Origin of the sequence: Candidatus Enterococcus leclercqii, assembly GCF_009933135.1 — a bacterium.
Classification (GTDB): domain Bacteria; phylum Bacillota; class Bacilli; order Lactobacillales; family Enterococcaceae; genus Enterococcus_C; species Enterococcus_C leclercqii.
This window is the reverse complement of sequence record NZ_MAEH01000011.1, coordinates 1-20,684: the sequence shown is the minus strand read 5'-3', so window position 1 is coordinate 20,684 and position 20,684 is coordinate 1. Positions and strand designations below refer to the sequence as shown.

16 protein-coding genes are annotated in these 20,684 nt (G+C 42.4%); 9 read left to right on the top strand and 7 right to left on the bottom strand.

What is annotated here, in order from left to right; genetic code table 11:
- Positions 1-31 precede the first annotated feature (31 nt).
- From BAU14_RS04950 to BAU14_RS04940, 3 genes are all read right to left on the bottom strand, one after another.
- The gene (locus BAU14_RS04950; protein WP_161898983.1) at positions 32-778 is read right to left on the bottom strand and encodes a PH domain-containing protein; all 747 of its coding nucleotides are present in this window, start codon (positions 776-778) and stop codon (positions 32-34) included.
- Positions 768-1,316 (bottom strand): sigma-70 family RNA polymerase sigma factor, encoded by a 549-nt coding sequence (locus BAU14_RS04945; RefSeq protein WP_161898982.1) that lies wholly within the window; start codon positions 1,314-1,316, stop codon positions 768-770. The genes BAU14_RS04950 and BAU14_RS04945 overlap by 11 nt, the downstream gene beginning before the upstream one ends.
- 227 nt (positions 1,317-1,543) lie before the next feature.
- Positions 1,544-2,302, bottom strand: a complete 759-nt coding sequence (locus tag BAU14_RS04940) for an AraC family transcriptional regulator (protein WP_161898981.1) — start codon at positions 2,300-2,302, stop codon at positions 1,544-1,546.
- 119 nt (positions 2,303-2,421) lie between these two features.
- On the opposite strand from BAU14_RS04940, the gene BAU14_RS04935 reads away from it, so the two are divergent.
- The 4 genes from BAU14_RS04935 (at position 2,422) to BAU14_RS04920 (ending at position 7,480) form a co-directional block, all read left to right on the top strand.
- The gene (locus tag BAU14_RS04935) at positions 2,422-4,371 is read left to right on the top strand and encodes a right-handed parallel beta-helix repeat-containing protein (protein WP_161898980.1); all 1,950 of its coding nucleotides are present in this window, start codon (positions 2,422-2,424) and stop codon (positions 4,369-4,371) included.
- Between the two features lie 122 nt (positions 4,372-4,493).
- The gene (locus tag BAU14_RS04930) at positions 4,494-5,429 is read left to right on the top strand and encodes an AraC family transcriptional regulator (RefSeq protein WP_161898979.1); all 936 of its coding nucleotides are present in this window, start codon (positions 4,494-4,496) and stop codon (positions 5,427-5,429) included.
- Between the two features lie 210 nt (positions 5,430-5,639).
- Positions 5,640-6,173 (top strand): hypothetical protein, encoded by a 534-nt coding sequence (locus BAU14_RS04925; RefSeq protein WP_161898978.1) that lies wholly within the window; start codon positions 5,640-5,642, stop codon positions 6,171-6,173.
- Positions 6,170-7,480, top strand: a complete 1,311-nt coding sequence (locus BAU14_RS04920; protein WP_161898977.1) for a glycosyltransferase family 2 protein — start codon at positions 6,170-6,172, stop codon at positions 7,478-7,480. The genes BAU14_RS04925 and BAU14_RS04920 overlap by 4 nt, the downstream gene beginning before the upstream one ends.
- Positions 7,481-7,694: 214 nt before the next feature.
- Here BAU14_RS04920 and BAU14_RS04915 read toward each other — a convergent pair whose 3' ends face one another.
- Positions 7,695-8,354 carry a DsbA family protein gene (locus BAU14_RS04915; RefSeq protein WP_161898976.1) on the bottom strand — a complete coding sequence of 220 codons (660 nt, stop codon included), beginning with the start codon at positions 8,352-8,354 and terminating at the stop codon, positions 7,695-7,697.
- A gap of 98 nt (positions 8,355-8,452) precedes the next feature.
- Complete coding sequence (locus BAU14_RS04910) at positions 8,453-9,028, bottom strand: CYTH domain-containing protein (protein WP_161898975.1); 576 nt, start codon at positions 9,026-9,028, stop codon at positions 8,453-8,455.
- A 367-nt stretch (positions 9,029-9,395) separates the two neighbouring features.
- Here BAU14_RS04910 and BAU14_RS04905 point away from each other — a divergent pair, with 367 nt between their 5' ends.
- The 4 genes from BAU14_RS04905 (at position 9,396) to mgtE (ending at position 13,286) form a co-directional block, all read left to right on the top strand.
- Positions 9,396-10,082, top strand: a complete 687-nt coding sequence (locus tag BAU14_RS04905; protein ID WP_161898974.1) for a GTP pyrophosphokinase — start codon at positions 9,396-9,398, stop codon at positions 10,080-10,082.
- 39 nt (positions 10,083-10,121) lie between these two features.
- Positions 10,122-10,928, top strand: coding sequence for an NAD kinase (locus BAU14_RS04900; protein ID WP_337248034.1), 807 nt, complete (start codon positions 10,122-10,124; stop codon positions 10,926-10,928).
- On the top strand, positions 10,918-11,823 hold the full coding sequence (locus BAU14_RS04895; protein ID WP_161898972.1) for an RluA family pseudouridine synthase: 906 nt from the start codon (positions 10,918-10,920) through the stop codon (positions 11,821-11,823). Before BAU14_RS04900 ends, BAU14_RS04895 begins: the two co-directional genes overlap by 11 nt.
- A gap of 92 nt (positions 11,824-11,915) precedes the next feature.
- Positions 11,916-13,286, top strand: coding sequence for a magnesium transporter (gene mgtE, locus BAU14_RS04890; RefSeq protein WP_161898971.1), 1,371 nt, complete (start codon positions 11,916-11,918; stop codon positions 13,284-13,286).
- 392 nt (positions 13,287-13,678) lie between these two features.
- On the opposite strand, the gene BAU14_RS04885 is transcribed toward mgtE, so the two are convergent.
- Both BAU14_RS04885 and BAU14_RS04880 read right to left on the bottom strand, forming a co-directional pair.
- On the bottom strand, positions 13,679-15,034 hold the full coding sequence (locus tag BAU14_RS04885) for an NAD(P)/FAD-dependent oxidoreductase (protein WP_161898970.1): 1,356 nt from the start codon (positions 15,032-15,034) through the stop codon (positions 13,679-13,681).
- A gap of 6 nt (positions 15,035-15,040) precedes the next feature.
- Complete coding sequence (locus BAU14_RS04880) at positions 15,041-16,510, bottom strand: helix-turn-helix domain-containing protein (RefSeq protein ID WP_161898969.1); 1,470 nt, start codon at positions 16,508-16,510, stop codon at positions 15,041-15,043.
- Positions 16,511-16,818: 308 nt separating this feature from the next.
- Between BAU14_RS04880 and BAU14_RS04875 the strand changes: the two genes are divergently transcribed.
- Positions 16,819-20,526 carry an InlB B-repeat-containing protein gene (locus BAU14_RS04875; RefSeq protein WP_161898968.1) on the top strand — a complete coding sequence of 1,236 codons (3,708 nt, stop codon included), beginning with the start codon at positions 16,819-16,821 and terminating at the stop codon, positions 20,524-20,526.
- Positions 20,527-20,684: the final 158 nt, after the last annotated feature.

The window sequence follows — 20,684 nt, the reverse complement described above, 5'->3', positions numbered from 1 at the left end:
CAGGATGCGCGTTTTTTTGTGAAAGCGATCGTTAAAACATCGTTGTTGGTGCCCCCAACGCATAACGAATCAAATTCCAGATTACCCAAATGAGGAAGATAGCAAAAGGAAGATTGAACAGCCAGAAGCCGACATTGAACGCTAGTTTCCCATTACTGGTGATACGATCGAATAAGTTGCGGCGATACACCCGGTTGCTTTCTGGAATGCGAGCCATAGCAGGGATCCGCTGCCAGATTTCTTTCAATGTTTCGTAGTCTTTTTGGGTCAAGGTCTCATCAAATACATGGTTGTCAGCTTGAAAGTCCAGCAGATACCAGACGTGGCGTTGCCGTTTCATGTGTTCATCAAAATAGCGCCGCGTGTGCTTTTTAGTGAAGATAGAATGGATCGAGTCGTAAGCATAGCTGTAATAGCGATTTTCCTCGAAAAATTCCACAATCACCAGAAAGATGATCCGGGTTTCAGTAAAAATCATGACCCGGTTGCCGCGAGTATCTTTGAACTGGTCTACGTACCAGCGTGCTTTTTCAGTAGTAACGTAGGTCTGTGCATTGTAACCAGTATTCATGGACCCAGTGTTATCAGCGACAGTTAAAGGTAAATAGCCTTGGATCGTTTCTCCCGGGGTCAACTGAGGCGACATCAGACTTTCGATTTCTTTCATTAAAATATAGTATTTACTACGTTGGTAAAGAGCTTCTGTGTCAATACCGCTAATATCATCTATCGCTGCCAAGCGTTTGTTTTCATTTAGCAGAACATCTTTAAATCCCATGCTGCTCACTCCCTTCAGTCAAAATCTGCTTCAATCGGCGACGGCCACGGGACAGGCGGTTGTAAATCACAGCCGGTTCCAGCTGAAGCAGCTCTGCAATCTGCCGTGGCGTTTCCTGATAAAAATAATAGAATAGAAAAATTTGCTGGTCCTCTTCTGAAAGAGTATCCACCAAGAGCATAAACTCTTCTTCAGCCAATGGATTGGCATCCTCTGTTGTCAAAGAATTTTCCGACGTTTCATCAATTTGAGTCTGTTGATAGACCTTGGCTAAGCGTCGTTTTTGATCGATGGCTTTACTTCTAGCAATCATCAAGAGCCAAGTGGCAAAAGAGGCTTTGAGAGGATCAAAATCACCGATCTTTTCCCAGATGGCATAGAAAATCTCATTTTCCGTGGCCTCCCACTCTGAACGTTCATGGCTTTCTTTCAAAATACTGCGGACGGTGCGAAGGATGGGATCGCCATATAGGCTGATGAGCTGTGCTAAACCATCAAAGTTTCGAGCTTGTAGCTTGGCGATAAGTTCCTCTTCCATGTGACCGTCTCCTTTTTTGACATTTTTTGATATGTGGCAACCTGTGTTTAGACTTTTTTGTGGATTTAGATGCAAAACTATATTTTCCGTACGGTATTTCCTGAATTCGCTTATTATACGCAGAGCATGAGTGAAATCTATCCGGTAACAAAAAATATTTTCAGCTTTTCTAAATAATAGACGGGCTAATAGATGAGTGATAGAAGAGCGTTTTACTAGAAGGGTTCTCAATGGGCCCTCCGTTCCTCAGAAGGAGCGCGTTGAGTGATTTTTTTATAGTTGCGATTAAAAGTGCGGACTGCCTCGTAGCCGCATAGATGAGCGATTTCCTGGATGGATAACTCCGTATTTTGAAGTAGTTCACGAGCTTTGATAATTCGCAAATGGTTTACGTATTCGTTGAAGCCCATACCAGTCCCACGAATAAAGAGTTTCGACAGATATTTATAATCGTAATTGAGCTGGCTGGCCAGTTGATCTAAAGTGACAGTTTTTTGATAGTGGCTCATGATCCAGCGCAGCATCTGTAATAGCAGTTCACTGCTTTTAGAGTTTCGAAGTTCGCGAAACTCAGTATCATTTAGCAAGCGAGCGCAACAGTCATAGACACAGGCTTTTATTTGAAAGACTGTCATATGTTCTTGGATAGAAAGGGCAGCTGCCGCTTGAGGGAGTCGATTGGTGATAGGAAGTTTTTCTTGATACAGCTGATGAAAATCTGGAATCAGTTCTGGTGCGATAATCAGCACTTCCAAATGGGTTTCCGGCTGTGCATGAAAGCTGTGAATCTGATTGCCAAAAATAAACGCACCGTCACCAGCGAGCAATTCTTCCTCGACACCGTCTACTGTGAGTAGGAGCGTTCCTTGTTGAACCAGCAAGAGCTCATAGGCGCGATGATAGTGAGAAGGAAAACTTTCCCCCATTAAATGAAGCTGATGAAACAAGATCCCGGGTTCCATACCGTAGTTTTGAAAAAAGTGCATCAGTGGTACCTCCTTAGACGAAATATGTCCAATCAATGACGAATTCTACCCTTTTTATTATAGCGTTTTCTTCCTACAATATACCTGTAAATCTAATCAAAACCTGAAGGAGCAAAGAGATGACAGAATATCACGTAGCGAAAAATGGCGAAGTAAATTTTCCCGGTACCTTAGAAAAACCCTTCTTAACTATCCAACAAGCCGCTGAAATCGCACAAGCTGGTGACATAGTAACCGTCCACACTGGCGAATATCGGGAGTGGGTACGTCCGCGACAAGCAGGCTTGAGCGAATTTAGACCAATCATTTATCAGGCGGCAGTTGGTGAGAAAGTTGTAATCAAGGGGTCTGAGCAGGTAACCGACTGGGATTTGGTAGCTGGTTCTGTTTACAAAAAAGTAATCCACAATGACTTCTTTGGAAGCTTCAATCCTTTCAAGGAAACGGTTTGGGGAGATTGGATGACAGAAACAACACGAACTGCCCACTTGGGAGAAGTTTATCTGAATGGTCAAGCTATGTACGAGGCGACGAATTTAGCAGGAGTAATGACACCGGTTTTACGAGAAAGCGTGGAAGAGTTTTTTGTCTTTGTCGAAGTGGCAGAACGCTATCCGGAACGACTGCGCTATACTTGGTTTGCAGAGGTAAATGAAGAAACGACGACAATCTATGCCAATTTTCAAGAGCTCAATCCCGAACAAGCACTGGTGGAAATCAACGTCAGACCAGCTTGCTTTTATCCTGAAATTAGCGGATTGAATTACATTACCGTACGAGGATTTGAAATTTGTCATAGCGCTAGTAAATGGGCACCACCTACAGGAGATCAACCGGGAATGATCGGACCGCGATGGAGTCGAGGATGGATTATTGAAGATAATTTGCTCCATGACGCTAAATGTTCAGCCATCAGTCTGGGCAAGATTTCGGAATCTGGCGATAACTATTACAGTTATCGCAAAGACAAGCCAGGATACACCTATCAACTGGAGTCAGTTTTCACTGCAGAAGATCAAGGATGGAGCAAAGAAAGGATTGGTAGCCATATTATTCGCCGCAACCATATTTACGATTGCGGACAAAACGGAATTGTTGGTCATTTAGGTTGTGTCTTTTCCAAAATCTATGACAACCATATCCACGACATTTCCATGAAACGAGAATTTCGGGGCTGGGAGATTGCCGGTATCAAACTACATGCTGCCATTGATGTAGAAGTCTCTAACAATCACATTCACGATTGTTCTTGTGGCACTTGGCTGGATTGGCAAACACAAGGGACGCGCATCAGTCGCAATCTCTACTACGACAATGGACTAGATTTTTTTGTGGAGGTCAGTCATGGGCCATATCTGGTAGACAATAATATTTTTGCTTCTCTCTATGCACTACGAAATTTTTCTCAAGGAGGGGCGTACGTCAATAATCTGATTGCCGGTAATATTGATTGGTCAGATGTGCGAGACCGCGCAACACCTTATCACTTGAAGCACAGTACGAAGGTTAAAGGTTATGCAGTTGTGTACGGCGGAGATGATCGCTGGTACAACAATATTTTTATTGGCGATGCGGCTACGGCAACTGTTGGAACTGGTCATTATAATGGACACCATACTTCTTTGGCTGATTTTATCTCAGAGGTCCAATCTTATGGGCCGGTGGATGTGGAGAAATTTCAAGAAGTCAAAGAACCTGTCTATATTCGTGACAATGTGTATCTTCAAGGAGCAGTCCCCTTCGAAAAAGAAATTGCCAATCTGATAGTAAACGCTTTTGAGCCGCAACTGACCATCAAACGAGAAGAAGGAAAAGTGACGTTGAAGATGGCATTGCCACCAGAGTTTTTACAGCAACAGGCAGCTTTGCGTGGCACTGAAAACCTGATGCGTACTAGATTGACAGATGCAGAATTTGAAAACTCTGACGGTAGTCCGCTGTCGGTGGAAAAAGACTTGCTTGGAAATTCCTTTAAGAATCTCTGTGGACCACTGCAACAATTAGCGGCAGGAGAAAATGAAGTAGTAATCTGGAATGACCACAATTTTAAAAAGCACCTGAGCATTTAAGAAAAGTAAATGAAAGCGAGTTCGCGCTGGAAGGTACATGGTGGTAAAATGGAGAAAAATCATTTGTGGCAACGAAAGGGCACCTAGTGTGGTTGCCGAAATCTCACAGAAAGGAGCTAGCTATGTCGCTTTTTACCTCAGCCAGTGACAAAGCACAAATTACCGCTTTTTACGCGATCAGCTTGAAGGAATTCAGTATGCCGGTGCATCAACATCCCGCTTGCGAAATCATGTTGATAACTAAAGGTCGGTGCCAGATTCAAGTAGATGAAGAATTTTTTGAACTGCAAGCCAACGAATTTGTTTTTTTGGATGAAAATGTTCCGCATCAATTATTGATTAAAGAGAGGGAACCTTGTCATCTTTTGAATCTTGAGTTTTTAATGGGAGAAGGGACTAAAACTTTCAATATTGGCCGGGTAAAAGAAACTTCTGCTTCCTATCAAGAGTTGGTCCAAAACCTCAATAGCATCCCAGTAAAAGCTAAAGATAGTCGTAGTTTGACCAGTAGCTTACAAGCTTTGCTACAACTTTTGACCACGCAGCCGCCAGGACAGGGGTGGTCAGAAGAGATGAATTATAGTGTGGAACTGTTGTTTAACCGGGTACTGTTGGAATTGTGCCATTGTTTAAAAAATGACGGCAGCAGAAAAGGAAGTCAGTACCTGAACCAAGCCCTCACTTACATTCGCCAGCATCTTGCCGAAGAACTGCGAGTAACCGCAATCGCACAGCACATCGGCATCAATAAATCTTATCTTCATCTGCTCTTTTCACAGCAGTTGGGCCTGACGATTATCGAATACATTAATCGTGAACGAATTAAGTTGTCCTGCTACTTATTAACTAACAGTGATCTGCCTCTAGTAGAGATTGCTGTCCAGTGTGGCTTCAACAGTCGCCAGCATTTTGCAGGAACTTTTCGTAAATTTCTCAAACAAACGCCACGGGAATATCGCAAGCTTCATCAAGGAAGTAAACAGATCAAAAATTCCGGTGGTCAATACCGCTTGGAGCAAACCTGGCATCACATTCACATGGGGCCGACACTTGAATAGACACCAAAAAAGCGCAGGTAGCTGCGCTTTTTCATGTTTTTTATTACTTTTCCAATGAGATGACTAGGTAGCAAAAAAGGTATGAAATGGTTAACTGCTTTTTTATTTTTAGCTTTTTTCTTAAATGAAATCATGATTTTTGCAATTTTCAGAGCGGCTCGTCATAATCGTGGTATAGGCTGAGCGAAATCCTAGGGAGGAGCAAAGATTGTGAAAAAAGAAGCGGTCACTAAAAATAATACTGATGACAAAGCTTCCTTCCGGGCAGCTGAAAAAGCCTTTGTACGAGATCGATATTTTGAAAAGGGACATCTTTTCATCAAAATATATATCACGATAGCAGTAATCATTGGGTGGCTGGCAGTAGGGATTCCAATTTATTGGACCTTATCTTCTACTGTGTTGCGCAATGTAGTGAAACCAGTCTGGAACTATCAAGATGGGCGACAGATGGTTTCGCAACTAAATCTATTTTTTGCAGTAGCTTTTGTAGTGTTGCTCATTGGAGCAGTTGCGCTGACATTGTATAACAATTATAAAATCAAAAATCGTTGTTCAAAAGAAATTGCCTACGACAGTGATGAGTTGCGTAGGCGAATGCACGTCTACGATGACTTAATGACTGAGCGTTTTGGCAACTCGCAATTTCGCGAAAATACTCGTTATTACGTAGTGCCGGAGGAGAAAAACCTGAGCACCAAAGAATTGAAAGAAGCTTATGAGAAAGCAGGTGCTGAAAGATGAGCTATTTTGAATTTGGTAACCCTGTGTTGACTGTCATTATCAATGTAATGATTTTTATTTTGATTAGTTATCCAATCATCGGTGCTTTCAGTTGGTTTGTGCAAGTCTTGTGTTACCGTTTTTTGTTCAAGGATAAGCAAAAAGGGTTCAAACGGATTGCACCGGAGCGAGAGCCGTTTATAACAATCATGGTTCCGGCGCACAATGAGGAAATCGTGATTGAGGCGACTCTGCGCTATTTGCTAGAAAAAATTGCCTATCATGAATATGAAGTGCTGGTGATGGATGATGGCTCTACTGATCGAACACCGGAAATTTTGGAAAGACTGATGGCAGAATATCCTCGCTTACGAGTGATTCGTATCGATGCCAATAAAGGCAAGGCCCATGCCTTCAACATCGGTGTTGGTTTTGCTAAAGGGGACTACATTCTCAGTAATGATGCGGATACGATTCCAGAGACCGATGCACTGTGGAAGTACATGAACTATTTTATGTATGATTCAGACACCAATATTGCGGCGGTTACTGCCAACATGGATGTCCAAAATCGTTCACGGATTATTGAAAAATCGCAAACGGTAGAGTTTTCCAGTATTGTAGGAGTAATCAAACGCGGCCAGTTAGGCACTTTGAATACCATGTATGCTTACAGTGGAGCCAACACGATGTATCGTAAGACAGCGCTATTAGACGCTGGTCTTTTCCGTCAAGATCGGGCGACAGAAGATATCAGTATCGCTTGGGATCAACAGTTAAGAGGTTGGACACCCGTCTTTGCACCAGATATTATGTTTTTCATGGCAGTGCCATCAACTCTGCGAATGTTATATCGGCAACGAAAACGCTGGGCTAAGGGAGGCACCGAAGTTTGGCTGACCAATGTACCGAAAATTTTACTGCATCCTATCAAGCACTTAGAGCAATTTGTGATGTTTGTGGATCAGACCTTCAGTATTATTTGGAGTTTATTCTATTGGGTTAGTTTGGTACTCTATCTCATTCTCATGGCTCGTTTTTTACTAGATGGGAATTATGAAAGAATCTTTCATATGCTGGCCATGAGTTTTATCTTCGTCAATTATGAGATGTTCGCGGGACTGTTGCAGTTAGGTGCGGCACTGATTATTGATGAAGGTGGCCACAAGAAGAAATACTTGTTGTTTGCCCCTTTTTATCTGTTGCTGTTCTGGATGATTAATGCACTGACGATTGCTACGACGTTTATTCCAGCGATTAAAACGATTCTAGGCTATGGTACTGGCACTTGGAAGTCTCCCGAACGAAAAGCAATGGAAGATCATTGAGATAGTGCTTTTCGATAGATAGCAATTACTCGGGTCAGAGAAAATTCTTTGGCCCGGTTTTTTTAAAAAAAAAGAAGCTAGGGAACTTAGGTAGTGTATGTCGGTGGCTTAAAATAAGATTCAAATCTTTCAGGAGTTATGCCAATTTAGTATAAGAAAGCAAAAAGGTAAGGACAGCCGCTTCCCCAGACGGTTCTCCTTACCTTTTTGAATGTTAGTAAACCAGTTTGAGGTGCTTTGGATAATGACGCACCCGCTGTTCATTTTTCTTTTGCAAGTAGCCGTCGATGTGAAAAATCTGATAGTTCTCTTCATCTGTGCGACACAGCTCTGGTAAATCATCAATGGCTGCGGGTCCTTGCAATAAAACCCCGTAATCCCGCTCGCAGGCATAATTGTATACAACAGCGGAAGGATGCAGTGTGATATTCATCTCGCGGGCAATATCTTGATCCACTTGAAACATATCCTTGACGAATACCGAGGGTCGGTCTTCTTTGAACATGGGCAGATCGCCACCGACTTCTGTCACCAATTCTTCTACTAAGGCTCGGCAGTAGGGAATGCCTTCACAGCCAACTGCTTTTTGCAACCGCATCATAAAATTACGGCCTACCTTTTTTCCTTGCAGCTGAATTGCCTTGACATCTAGTGCTGCTGAGTAAGTATCGTTGAACAATTTGTTGCGGGTTTCGATATCATTGGCGGGAATTCCCCGACGTTTCATGATATCTTGGATCGTCTGCATATTAACTAGCGGCATGACGCGAAATTGGAACTTTTTTTCGCTGGTTGTCATGAAGTCTAGTAAGTTCGTCTCCGACTCAAGACACACCGGCCCCAACGGATTGACGAATAAGTAAACCTCGATCACCCAAATCTCCCCCTGTTTTCTTGATTTCCCCAAATCGAATTTTAACTATATGTAACTTAACAGAAATGATAAGAAAAGGAAAACAAAGTACCCCTTCTTTACGTTTCTTTAATTGCTCGTGTGATTTTATTTTCTGCCGGACGATAGGTAAGTCCCAACTGGGTGAGCAAAGCGTGGAAAGCTTCAGCGCCAATTGTGGCATCAGTAACTTCCAATTCCAACTCATAATCATGCAGTTGGCCGTAGAAGTTTTCATCCAGCGCCAACAATCCCTCTTTGACAGGAAATTCTGCCCGCATCGTCGTCAAATCAGCAATCAACAGCAAGTCTTTGGGAGCAATGTGGTGGTTTTGCAGCTGATTGGCTACGGCGCCTTCTGTCAAGATTTGACCTTGTTCACGTAAAAAAGTCGCTTGTCGGAGGGTCAAAGAATCAGTGATTTCCCAAAGCCCAACATCTTTGGCGGGAACTTTCAGGGTCAGTTCTCCTCGGTCGGCAAACAAACGGATTCGCAAGCCCCATCCCAGTTTTTTTAGTTTCTGATCCACGGTATCAAAGTAGCAGTTGGTTTGGCTTTTGAAGTTTTCGTCATTCAGGTGATAGGCCTCTTTTACCTGTCCAAATTCAGCCTCCGTCAGCATAGTTTTGAACTCGATCTCCCGTGATTTGCTCATGATTCAACCTCTTTTCTCATATTTATACATTTTTGCACAAAAAGCCGGTCATTGCAATGAATAAGGGTGCTTCTCATTAGTTTTTTGAATCGGTTTAATAATTTTCAAACGGACGGCTCTTACGTCTCTTAAAAACCTTGCCTTGTTGTTCTTGAATGGATAGTTGAGCAAGTGTGACGCCAAAATTATGAGAAGAAATTATGGTCTGGCAGGCGAAGAAGAAAATGCCGTAAGTCAGACGAAGTTATGGTAAAATCAATGTTGGATGCATGGTTGTACTAAGACTTTTTTGATTGTAAAAAGCGTAGACAGCCTGCACAGGACTGCCACCGAGAAATTTCCGGTGCTGGATGAATCGAGGGATAATATGGAACGAGATTGGGATCTTTTTTTGGCTCCCTATGAGCAGACGGTTTCTGAACTGAAAGTCAAACTGCGGGGAATTCGCAAACAGTACCGTGAACAAAACAAACATGTACCCATCGAGTTTGTCACAGGTCGAGTCAAGCCGATAGAAAGTATCATCACCAAAAGTCAAATTCGCCACATTCCGATGGAGCGATTGGACGAGGAGATGTCTGATATCGCTGGGCTGCGAATCATGTGCCAATTTGTGGAAGATATTCATCAGGTCGTGCAGATCATTCGTAACCGTAAAGATATGAAAGTTTTAATCGAACGGGACTATATCACAAATAAGAAGGCTAGCGGATACCGTTCCTACCATCTGGTAATCGAGTATCCTGTACAACTGATCGGCGGCGAAAAGAAGATTTTGGCAGAAATCCAAATTCGGACGCTAGCCATGAACTTCTGGGCGACAATTGAGCATTCGCTAAACTACAAGTACCAAGGGGCTTTTCCTGAAGAGATGAAAGAACGTCTGCAACGGGCAGCCGAAGCGGCGTATCAATTGGACGAAGAGATGTCCAAAATTCGCGAAGAAATCCAAGAAGCGCAACGCTTATTTGCTCATGGGCGAGGCAAGTCCGATGACGGCTATTACTTAGCGGCTATCGACAGAGAAGATGAACAAGACAAAGGCGGCAGATAATTTACCGTCTGTAGCAGTAGAAAGGACAGTCAAATGGGATTGAAAGTAGCCATCGTGGCGAATCGGCAGAAACTCACCCTTCAAGTGGTCCATCGGCTAAAGCAGCTTTTAGCAGAAGCTCAGATTGAAGTGGATCAGGCCGCACCTGATTTGGTGATTTCCGTTGGTGGAGACGGCACGTTGTTGTCAGCTTTCCACCAATATGCCAAATTATTGAGTAAGGTCCGCTTTCTAGGAGTCCATACCGGACATCTGGGATTTTATACCGACTGGCGGGATTACGAGTTGGCAGATATGGTGGACAGCCTGCGGGAAGAAGAAGTCAAAAGTATCAGCTACCCGCTTTTGGAGGTCAAAATCTCTTATGCTAATGGCAAGCCGGAACGTCGTCTATTGGCATTGAATGAATCGACCATTAAACGGGGCAACCGGACGATGGTCGCCGATGTTTATATCAGAGATGAATTGTTTGAGCGCTTTCGGGGGGACGGCTTATCTGTTTCCACTCCCACAGGTTCAACAGCCTATAATAAAAGCGTTGGCGGGGCAGTATTGCACCCTTCCATCAATGCCATGCAATTAGCGGAGATTGCTTCGTTGAACAACCGCGTCTTTCGGACACTGGGTTCACCCATCGTTATCTCTGACAATGATTGGTTGAAGATTAAACTGCAGCATTCCGGGGATTATTTAGTGACGGTGGATCAACTGGATATCCAACAGGATCAGATGGATGCAGTGTACTATCGAATCGCTGATGAGCGCATTCGCTTTGTATCCAATCGACACATGCATTTTTGGCACCGGGTGAAAGATGCCTTTATCGGAGATAGTCATGAGATTTGAATATCGTTTTGAAAAATCAGAACCGCAACTGTTGCGGAACTTTTTAAAAGAGCAGGGCATCAGCAAAGGCCTGCTGGCTAAAGTCAAATTCCAGGGTGGACAGATCCTGGTGAACGGCAATGAACAAAATGTGTTGTATAAGTTGGCAGCTGGAGATCAGGTAAGCTTCCTTATCCCTGATGAAGGGGAGCACGAAACGATGCTGCCTTCAGAAGGACCGGTAGCGATTGTTTATGAAGATGCCCACGTCTTGGTAGTGAACAAACCGGCGGGGATTGCTTCGATACCGGCCCAGTATCATCCCACGGGCACATTAGCTAATCGAGTGAAGGCCTACTATCAAAAGCAAGGCTATAAAGACCAAGTAATCCATATCGTAACTAGACTGGATCGTGACACGTCGGGATTGATGGTTTTTGCTAAACACGGCTTTGCCCATGCAAAACTGGACAAAGAATTGCGAGCTCATCGTTTTCTCAAAAAGTATCAGGCCTTGGTGGGAGGTGCAGTCGGTGGGTTAGCTGATCACGCCATGATTGATAAGCCGATTTCGCGGGAGCGGACCTCATTGATGCGCAGGCAGGTGGCTTCCGACGGCCAAAGTGCCCAGACTGAATACTGGTTGGAACGGCGGGATTTAGAGCAGGCTGAGGCATTGGTGGATATTCGCTTGCATACGGGTCGGACCCATCAAATCCGAGTTCATTTTGCTAGTATCGGCTGTCCCCTTTTAGGTGATGATATGTACGGGGGCAGTTTGGAACGAATCAATCGCCAAGCTTTGCACTGTTATCAGTTGGAGTTTGACCATCCTTTTACTGGTGAACGTCTGTCCTTTGTGCAAGAACCGCCAGCGGATATGGGGCTGTTGATTGCCGAGATGCGTAACAATTGAATGTTTTGTGACCCATAAAACAGTTTACCGAGGGACTGCTGGTAAGAAGGTAGCCTCGGTCGTTGAAATAAATGAAGGTGTGGTGAGAAAGATTGGATGAAAATCAAGAAGCGCTGGAGGAGCAGTTCGAACAGCTGAGAACAGCCCTTAAAAACAATGATATGAAGCAATTTCGAGAAATCTTTTTGGAGTTGCATATCTATGAGCAAGGGCAATTTTATCAATCTCTCGACGAAACAGACCGCCACATCATGTATGCCTATCTTTCCCCGAAAGAAATGGCGGATATGTTCGACGTCATTGAAGAAGACAATGAACACATGACGGAATATTTGTCAGAGATGCGACCTCGTTATGCCGCCGATATGCTGGCAGAAATGTACACTGATAACGCGGTAGATTTGCTAAATACATTGGACAAAAAACAGATGGCGAAGTACTTGAGCATTATGCCGTCTGAGTCTGCTCGAGAGATCCGCGAACTGCTTCATTATGAAGATGACACAGCCGGTTCCATCATGACTACCGAATACGTCTCCATCGTAGCCAATCAGACGGTGCGCTCGGCGATGTATGTATTAAAAAGTGAGGCCACTGCTGCTGAGACTATCTACTATATTTATGTGGTAGATCAGGAAAATCGATTAGTAGGGGTAATTTCGCTGCGGGATTTGATCGTCAACGAAGACGATGCAATGATCGTAGACATCATGAGCGAGCGGGTCATTAGTGTCCATGTCGGAGATGACCAAGAAGATGTTGCCCAAACCTTCCGTGATTATGACTTTCTGGCACTCCCAGTCACAGATTACGACGACCATTTGCTGGGGATTGTCACTGTCGATGATATCATTGACGTAATCGACGACGAGGCAGCCAGCGACTATTCCGGTTTGGCGGGGGTCAACGTAGAAGAAGTCTCCGAAAATCCTGTCAAAGCAGCTGGCCGGCGTTTGCCCTGGCTGATTACGCTGTTGTTCTTAGGAATGGCAACTGCGAGCCTGATCAGCCATTACGAGGAATTGGTGAGTGAAGCTTCGATTTTGGCAGTTTTCATTTCTTTGATTACTGGGACTGCCGGAAATGCAGGCACGCAGTCATTGGCGGTTGCGGTGCGCCGGTTGGCAATCAATGACGACAAGGAAAGCTCTTTTTTCCGTACGGTAATCAGTGAAGTGCTAACAGGACTTGTGACCGGTGCGATCACCGGATTAACAATTTTTGCGATTGTTTCCATTTGGAAAGGCAATCCGATATTGGGCTTTGTGATTGGCATGGCCATGATGTGCGCCATCACTGTTGCCAATCTGGCCGGCAGTTTGATCCCAATGCTGATGGATCGGCTGGGTTTTGATCCGGCCGTCGCCAGCGGGCCATTTATCACCACGCTGAGTGACCTGACCTCCGTATTGATTTATTTCAACATCGCCAGCCTGTTCATGTCTCATTTTGTGGGGAATTGAATAAGCAGAGTCGATAAGAAAATGTATGCTAGCAAATAGTTGCGACAATTCTTGCATCAAAGTCCGTAGAAGGAACGTTACCATACGTATAAAGATAGACGAATGACAGAGACCACTCTTAATGAAATCAAGGAGAGTCTGTGTTTGAAACTTTTAACAATGAAAAGCCAAGTCACTTCCACTGTTTTTTGATGGAAGTGACTTGGCTTTTGCTTGTGGCTCACATTTGGTAATGCTCGCTTCGGAGGAGGTTGACAGGACGATTGTCACACCGCTCTTATTTCCGGCAATTACAAAGTTCATCTAATCTGTACTTTTTTGAACTGTTCTAGATGAAATGGGGCAATGGTTTTAGAAAAAACAGGATAATCAGATAAAGAAATTACCTGTAACTAATTTTTCAATGCTTCTAAAATCGTCTCTGCAATGAAATTGCTGTTGGGAGAAAGCTGTGGAGCATAATAATTTTCCAAATCCAAGAGATCTTCAAGACATTTTTTGTCTGAAATTGCTTGCGCGAAGATAGTAATGAGCTCAAGAGTTTCTCGATGAGAGGTGACCAACTGTGTTCCCAAAATAGTATGTTTCTTCGCATCATAAATTATTTTGAGTGTCAGGGAAAACCTGTCTTGGTAGTTGACTTGTGAAAAGTAGCTGATTTTTTTTGTGAATGCTTGTGTTTCAATGTTCAGCAGAACGCTTTCTTCGGAAGTGATGCCAGTGCTGCCCATATATAAACCAAAGAGAAAGGTTCCGATTGTGCGCTGGGACTCAGTTATGCCTCGATTACTGGAACCAGAAATATGTCTTGCGGCAGCTAATGCGGTTTTTTTAGCAATTGATATTAGTGGCAAGTAGGCTTTTTCAACCATTGAGCCAAAAGGTACCTTCACCAGATCACCAATGGCGTAAATGTTTGGGTCAGTCGTTTGCATGTGTTTATTGACTTTTACCGTACTATCAAACTCCAGTTCAATAGAAGTTGGAATCAAGTCAATAGTTGGACGTGGGTTCAATGCCAAAACGGCAGCATCCGTAGGAAAAGAGCTGTCTCCACAAGTAGTTACAACTTTTTGGTCACCCGTTAATTTTAAGCCGCTAAAAGTTTCACCAAGTCGAAAATTTACTCTTGGCGGAATCGCGGATAATAAAATCTTCGTCATATCAGGGTCAAAATATCGAAAGAGGGGACGACCCATCTGTTCAACTATGGTGATTTTCTTTGTTGGATCTTTGGCGAGGCTGGTAGCCAATTCCAAACCAATCAATCCAGCCCCGATTATGGTGATGTTTTGAGCAGAGCTGAGTTTTTCGTAGGCCTGTTTTGTTTCGTAGGGATTTTTATAGGAGAGGACCCTTGAAAGAGAGGTACCCACACCTAATTCCGCAATAGCCAGCTTAGAAGAACCCATCGCCAAAATGAGAATATCATAGCTAAGACATGATTCTGATAAAGTACCGCTATTCTGGATTACAACTTCTTGCTTTGCGGGACGTAACTCAGTAGCCCGAGTTTTTAACAAGACGGTGATGCCCATGGATTGCAGTTGTTCTGATGTGATTACTTCTCCTTTGTCTAAGTTATCAATGGAAAATACTTGGTCAAAGACGAAATTTATGCTACTGGGAATAAAGCCAAGTACATTCGTTTGCTCGATTAGAATAACTTCAGATGTAGGAATCAAACTTTTTAGATATTTGGCAGCTGAAATTCCAGCATGGGAACCGCCAATAATGAGTATTCTCAATGTCTGTCACCTCGATTTCTCTTTTATTATCTCCAGGAGGGATAGCATTTCTTTTTTTCGTAGATTTTGAATATAAATGAATTCATCAAATGTGAAGCACCTGCTAAATTCTTTGTTATCGGAAATTAAGACGTCATACGCTTTATTAGGAAGAGCAGCCTCAATGAATAAAGGTGTATGAATAGCGAGGCTTTTTTTTATGTTATCTACGTAAATATCTGCCAACAAGGGGGTCCGATAGAGATGAATTCCAATCTTGATAGGATTTGGGGCAGTTCCTTTTAGTTGAGAAATAAGTTTTGAATAAACCCAAGAAGTGTAAAACTTTTCTGCAACGCCTAATTTTCTACTAACTTGTGCCTCGATCAAAGCAAGCAACCGCCGTAAAAACTGCTGATCAGCCAAAGACGTGCTATCCATTTGAATGAGTTGATCGCTATCGTAGCTCACTATTTCACCGATGAAATAGTTAATTTTGCAGTGGATCTGAGAGAGTAAAAATTTTGAATGGTAGTCAAGAAAACAAGTCTCCTGATTGTCCGTTTCATGCCACTGTTTGTTAATCTCTGTGAGAATAAGTTCGTTCATGATTTTCACCTTATTCAAACTGCTGGGGCAGCCATTTTTGTCATCCTTAAAGGCTTCTTCAATCTCAAAAGGAAAGCTGGACAAGAGAAATAGATAAATACAAGCAACCGTATAGTCTGATTCAAGCAATGCGGAATAACTAATGGATAAAAAGTAGCACTCTTTAATTATAGTATACAACGGATCACGTTGAAGCTCGGTTGTAAGCTTTAAGATAACCCTCGAAAGGGGAAGTTTCATACTGCGGGACTCATTGATGATTTTACACCATAAGGACAAGCGTATTTTTGTAGAAGGAGTCAAAGAGATACCTAGTTTTTTCTCCAATAAATCAATGAAGCCCTTAATCTCTGGAACAGCAACATTTTTCTGGATGTCCTCTATTGGTATGGAAGCCAAAAAGAAGGATAAGAAAAAATAATTACGCTGTAAACTGTCGCCAAGAATGGCTCCATTTCGAATGGTTAACTCGAATTCTTTTAGAAGTGCATTTAGATTGGCGATGCATCTATACAATGTAGCTTCACTTATAGCTAAATTTTGAGTGATGGTTTGAATAGAAAATTTGTTGTGTCGATAGATATAGAGAAGGACTTTGTGGGGGAGAGAATTATCAACAAGATAGTGATAGACGGTCAGTATATCCTCCCAGCTGTAGTTCACAAAGACGAAAGAGTCCAAATGGTCTACGTACATAATTTTTGAGTCTAACTCCAACTCCCCCATGATGTGGGTGAGCTCCTCTGTTGTTTTCTTCAAAATGAAAGGTGAGATAGAGAGATCTTGTAGTAACTGATTTCTAGGATAGGGACTGTTATGAGCGGCAAAATAAAAAAGAACGGAAACGTATGCTTGGTCTCTGCGGTCAAAAAACTCCTTAAAATTCATATTTTCGCCCTCCTTTGATTAAAAAACACTAATTATAATCTTTTTGCGTCATATTGCTTAAAAAAATTTGTGTAAAATCATAAATTTTAAACGATTCGAAAAAAGATGACAAATTAATTTTTTTTAAGTGAGTAGTATCTATGTTAATAGAAACACAAGGGTAGCTCCAAAATAGCAAATGCAGAAATAGTTTTCAACATCTATTTTAAAAATGAACAGAATGAACCATAAGGCTATGAATTGTCCTGTTTATTTGTGAATCAAAGTTATGTTTCAAATGGCGGAGAATGGGAAAAGGAGTAAAAAACATGAAAAAGAAAGTTATTTGGCTAATGTTAGTGAGTATCTGCACAGTTTATTTTATTGAGCCTGCTGCGGTGGTCTTTGCTACAGAAGTAAAAACGGATCAGAGCACGCAGGAAGTACCCCTGTCTGAAAAAACTTCAGAAGAATCAATAACTGAGTCTGATAAGAGTGCGTCATCCAAATCGAGTAGTAAAGCAGATTCGCAGCAAAATACCACGCCAAGTAGTGAAACGGGCGCGGCAGAAAATGAGGTAGTGACAAAGAATAAAACTGAAATTACCGAGAATGCATCAAATAAAAGTATCCTGACTGTTACTTTCATAAACGGGACTACGCTATTTAAACAGATAACTACTGCTGCAGATGGAAAAGTTGCGTATCCAGGTGAACCTGATCCGAGTGCGGGACAAATCAGTTTTATTGGCTGGTTCACTGATCCAGTTGGAGGTTCCCAGTTTGATTTTAGTGCCGCAGTAAAAAAATCGATGACGCTGTATGCCCGTTTCACCAAGACCTACTTAATCCAATATAAGGACAATGCCGGGAAAGTGATCGATTCAATGGAAGCAGCACCTGGAATGCCGGTGCCAAAAACTTCAATAGAGGTAACCGCCCCAAAAGGAGAACATTTTTCATACTGGTATGTGGAGGGGGATTCAGCAGAAACACCATTCAACTTTGATGCAGCAAAAGCTTCTAAAAATATCGTTCTTGTCCCTAAATTCACATCTGAAAGGACCCTTTTGTTCATCTCAGAAGGTAGTCAAGTCGATCCACAATATGTGACCGATGGTGAAAGAGGTGTGCAACCAACTGCCCCTACTCGTGAGGGTTATACATTTTCTCACTGGTCTTTGGAACCTGATGGAAAGGATAGCTATAATTTTACCGATCCGATCATAGAAGACACGACTTTGTACGCAGTTTGGACGCCAGAACAAGTGACATACACGATTGCTTACTGGATGGAAAAACCAAATCTTTCCGGCAGTCCTGGAACGAATATAGGCGACTATGACTTTGCCTGGTCAACAGTGAAACAGGATGTAAAAGCGGGAGAAACAATATCAATTGATCAAGCTTCAGCTGATGCAATCAAAGACAGTAGCCCTGCAGGAAAGGCTGCATTGAAATATGCGGAATATAGCTTTAGTAATAAAAAAGAAATCTCTGGAAATGGTCAAACAGTTATTAATGTCTATTACACAAGAATTGTTTATCAGGTGACGTTTGATTTAGTGAATATAAACGCTGAAATGACCGCTGGCGGTGACATCTATCATGGATCTGACAGCAAAAAGTACACGATTAGTGCTAAGTTTGGTCAAAATATCAAAGAAGCTTGGCCTGGCAACCCAGTCATTCCCAGTGCCACTAGCAACAATTTTTTAGGTTGGCGCTATCCGAGCGACTCTACCCAGAGTTCAAATACGACGACCGGGAATCCAGTAACGCTTTCTGAAAGCTTGATTTCAACAACACCAGGAAAACGAAATTTGGTTTTGCAAGCGGCATATTTAAGCTCTCCGCAAGAAAATGTTCGTAAGATGTATATTGAATCCTTGGACAAAACAGATATCGAGTTCGAAGGAAAATACTATGATCTTTTTGATACCCAGATTTATTATTCGAACGGTAACTATATTGAAGATCCAATTTATGGTTATACCTTTGAGAAGCGGGTACTTACTGATCGCTATCACGGCAGTTACTATTACAAGCGAAACCTTCACTCCCTGACCTACAATTTGCAAGGGGGAAGTTTTAATGGGCAAGAGGAATCTTTGACTTTGAAGTATGCTCAAAAAATTGTTGAACCGGCTGCACCTGTGCGAGAAGGCTATATTTTTTCTGGCTGGTACTTTGATGCAGAGTATCGGCAAAAAGTAGACTTTTCCAAGTTTGAAATGCCGGATAGTGATTCTATGTTCTTTGCAAAATGGGAGTCGAATAAAAATATTGTTCGCTACTTTGATTCTCTGAATGGAACACAGCTATTTGAACAAGGATACGACGATAATGAGACTATCGTTTATCCAAGTGAATACGTGAAAGGGCAGACTTTTGTTGAGGGAAAAGGCATCTTTAATGGCTGGTATTGGCAGGTCGGACAATCGAGCTTTGAATTTTCAGACACGATACCTGTTACTCGTGATATCGACTTGTTCGCAAAATGGCGTACGGAAGGATTCCAATTGCAGTATAAAGTTGGTGAAGGATCTGGACAAGCCCCAGTTGATGAGAAAACCTATGACCTTGCAACTAAAGCATTAATCAAACAAGGAACAGAAATTACACCACCCGCTGAAAAGATCTTTATTGGCTGGCAATCAAATGTCAATCCTACAGTCTATTATCCGGAAGATCATATGCAGGTGAAAGGTGATACGACATTGACAGCTGTATTTGCTTCGGCAGAGGATATTGTTAAAGTGAACTATCACGCCGGTGACTATGAAGAAGCTCCCGCAACTGTCGTACAAGAAGCTGTTAAAAATTCCAATATTTCATTGAAAGGGAGCATTTTTTCACGAGCTGGGAAAACACTGATAGGTTGGAGCAAAGCCAAAGATGGGACGAAGGATTATGAACTTGGCCAATCGGAGGTACCTATTGGGAATTCAAATATTGATCTGTACGCAGTTTGGGAAGATACCAAAGTAACGGTGACTTTTCTTTCAGGAGACAATGGCACATTGAATTATCCAGATGGCTCAATTTCAACTGCAATTGATTACGGAACTGCATGGAAGGATGCGGGAATAAAAATTCCAGAGCCTGTAGCAGATAGTGGCTATGTTTTTGCTGGTTGGAGCCCACAATTGCCTACTGTTGAAATGAAAATGACCTCGGATCAAGTGTATACGGCTCAATTTATTAAAAAGGCGTCAAGTATGGTTACGGTTAGGTACGTAAACCAAAGCGGTGAAAAAATTGCCGAAGATAAACAAGTAACGGGATTGATTGGCGATAGCTACGATGTATCTACGAATGAGTACAACCTTAAAGAAATCGGCGACTATAAACTTGTTGCAGAGCCAGATAATTTTAAAGGAATCTTCACGGAAGACAATATTCTGGTAATCTACACTTATGAAAAAGAGCTTCCTGTTGACTCGGGTTTAGTGCAAGTAAAATATGTAGATGTGACTGGGAAGTCTATTCATCCTACCGAAAGCATAGAAGGCAAAATAGGGGGTTCCTATGATGTCGCAGGTTCAAACTTCCTAATTGAGGGGTATCATTTTGTCACTACTGTTGGCAATGTCCGAGGCGTCTTTAATCGTGATCCAATTGTTGTGACCCATGTTTATGGAAAAAATGAGCCCAATATGGGTCAAGTTGTAATCAGCTATGTAGACGAACAAGGAAAAGCTTTGCGTGAAAATCTTACGCTCCACGATACTATCGGCAAGCGGTTCTCTGTTGAAAACTATATTTACGAAATTGAAGGCTTTCAATTTGATCATATAGTAGGTGATTTAAATGGAGAGTACACTAAGAGTGGTCAAACAAGGAAAATCGTTTATAAAAAGATTGAGAAAAAGACCGATACGGAAACAAAGAAAAATAATGAGAATCAGCAAGCAAAACATGCAAAGAAATACCCTAAAACTGGTGAGCAGAAGGCATCAGCTCTGATGCTATCGGGTATCTTGTTAGTGGGACTTGCGGGAATCATTTTTGTAAAGCGAACGCGAAAAGAGTGATCAATTTCAAATGATATCCTATGCCAATAGTCAGCTGTAAGAGAGAATCAAGTACGCCGACTTAGCCAAGAGACTATGCCGATAGCTTAAAACCAAACAGTTAAATGCACTCAGGTAAGAAAAATTCTTACCTGAGTTTTTTGGGTTCTACAATATTT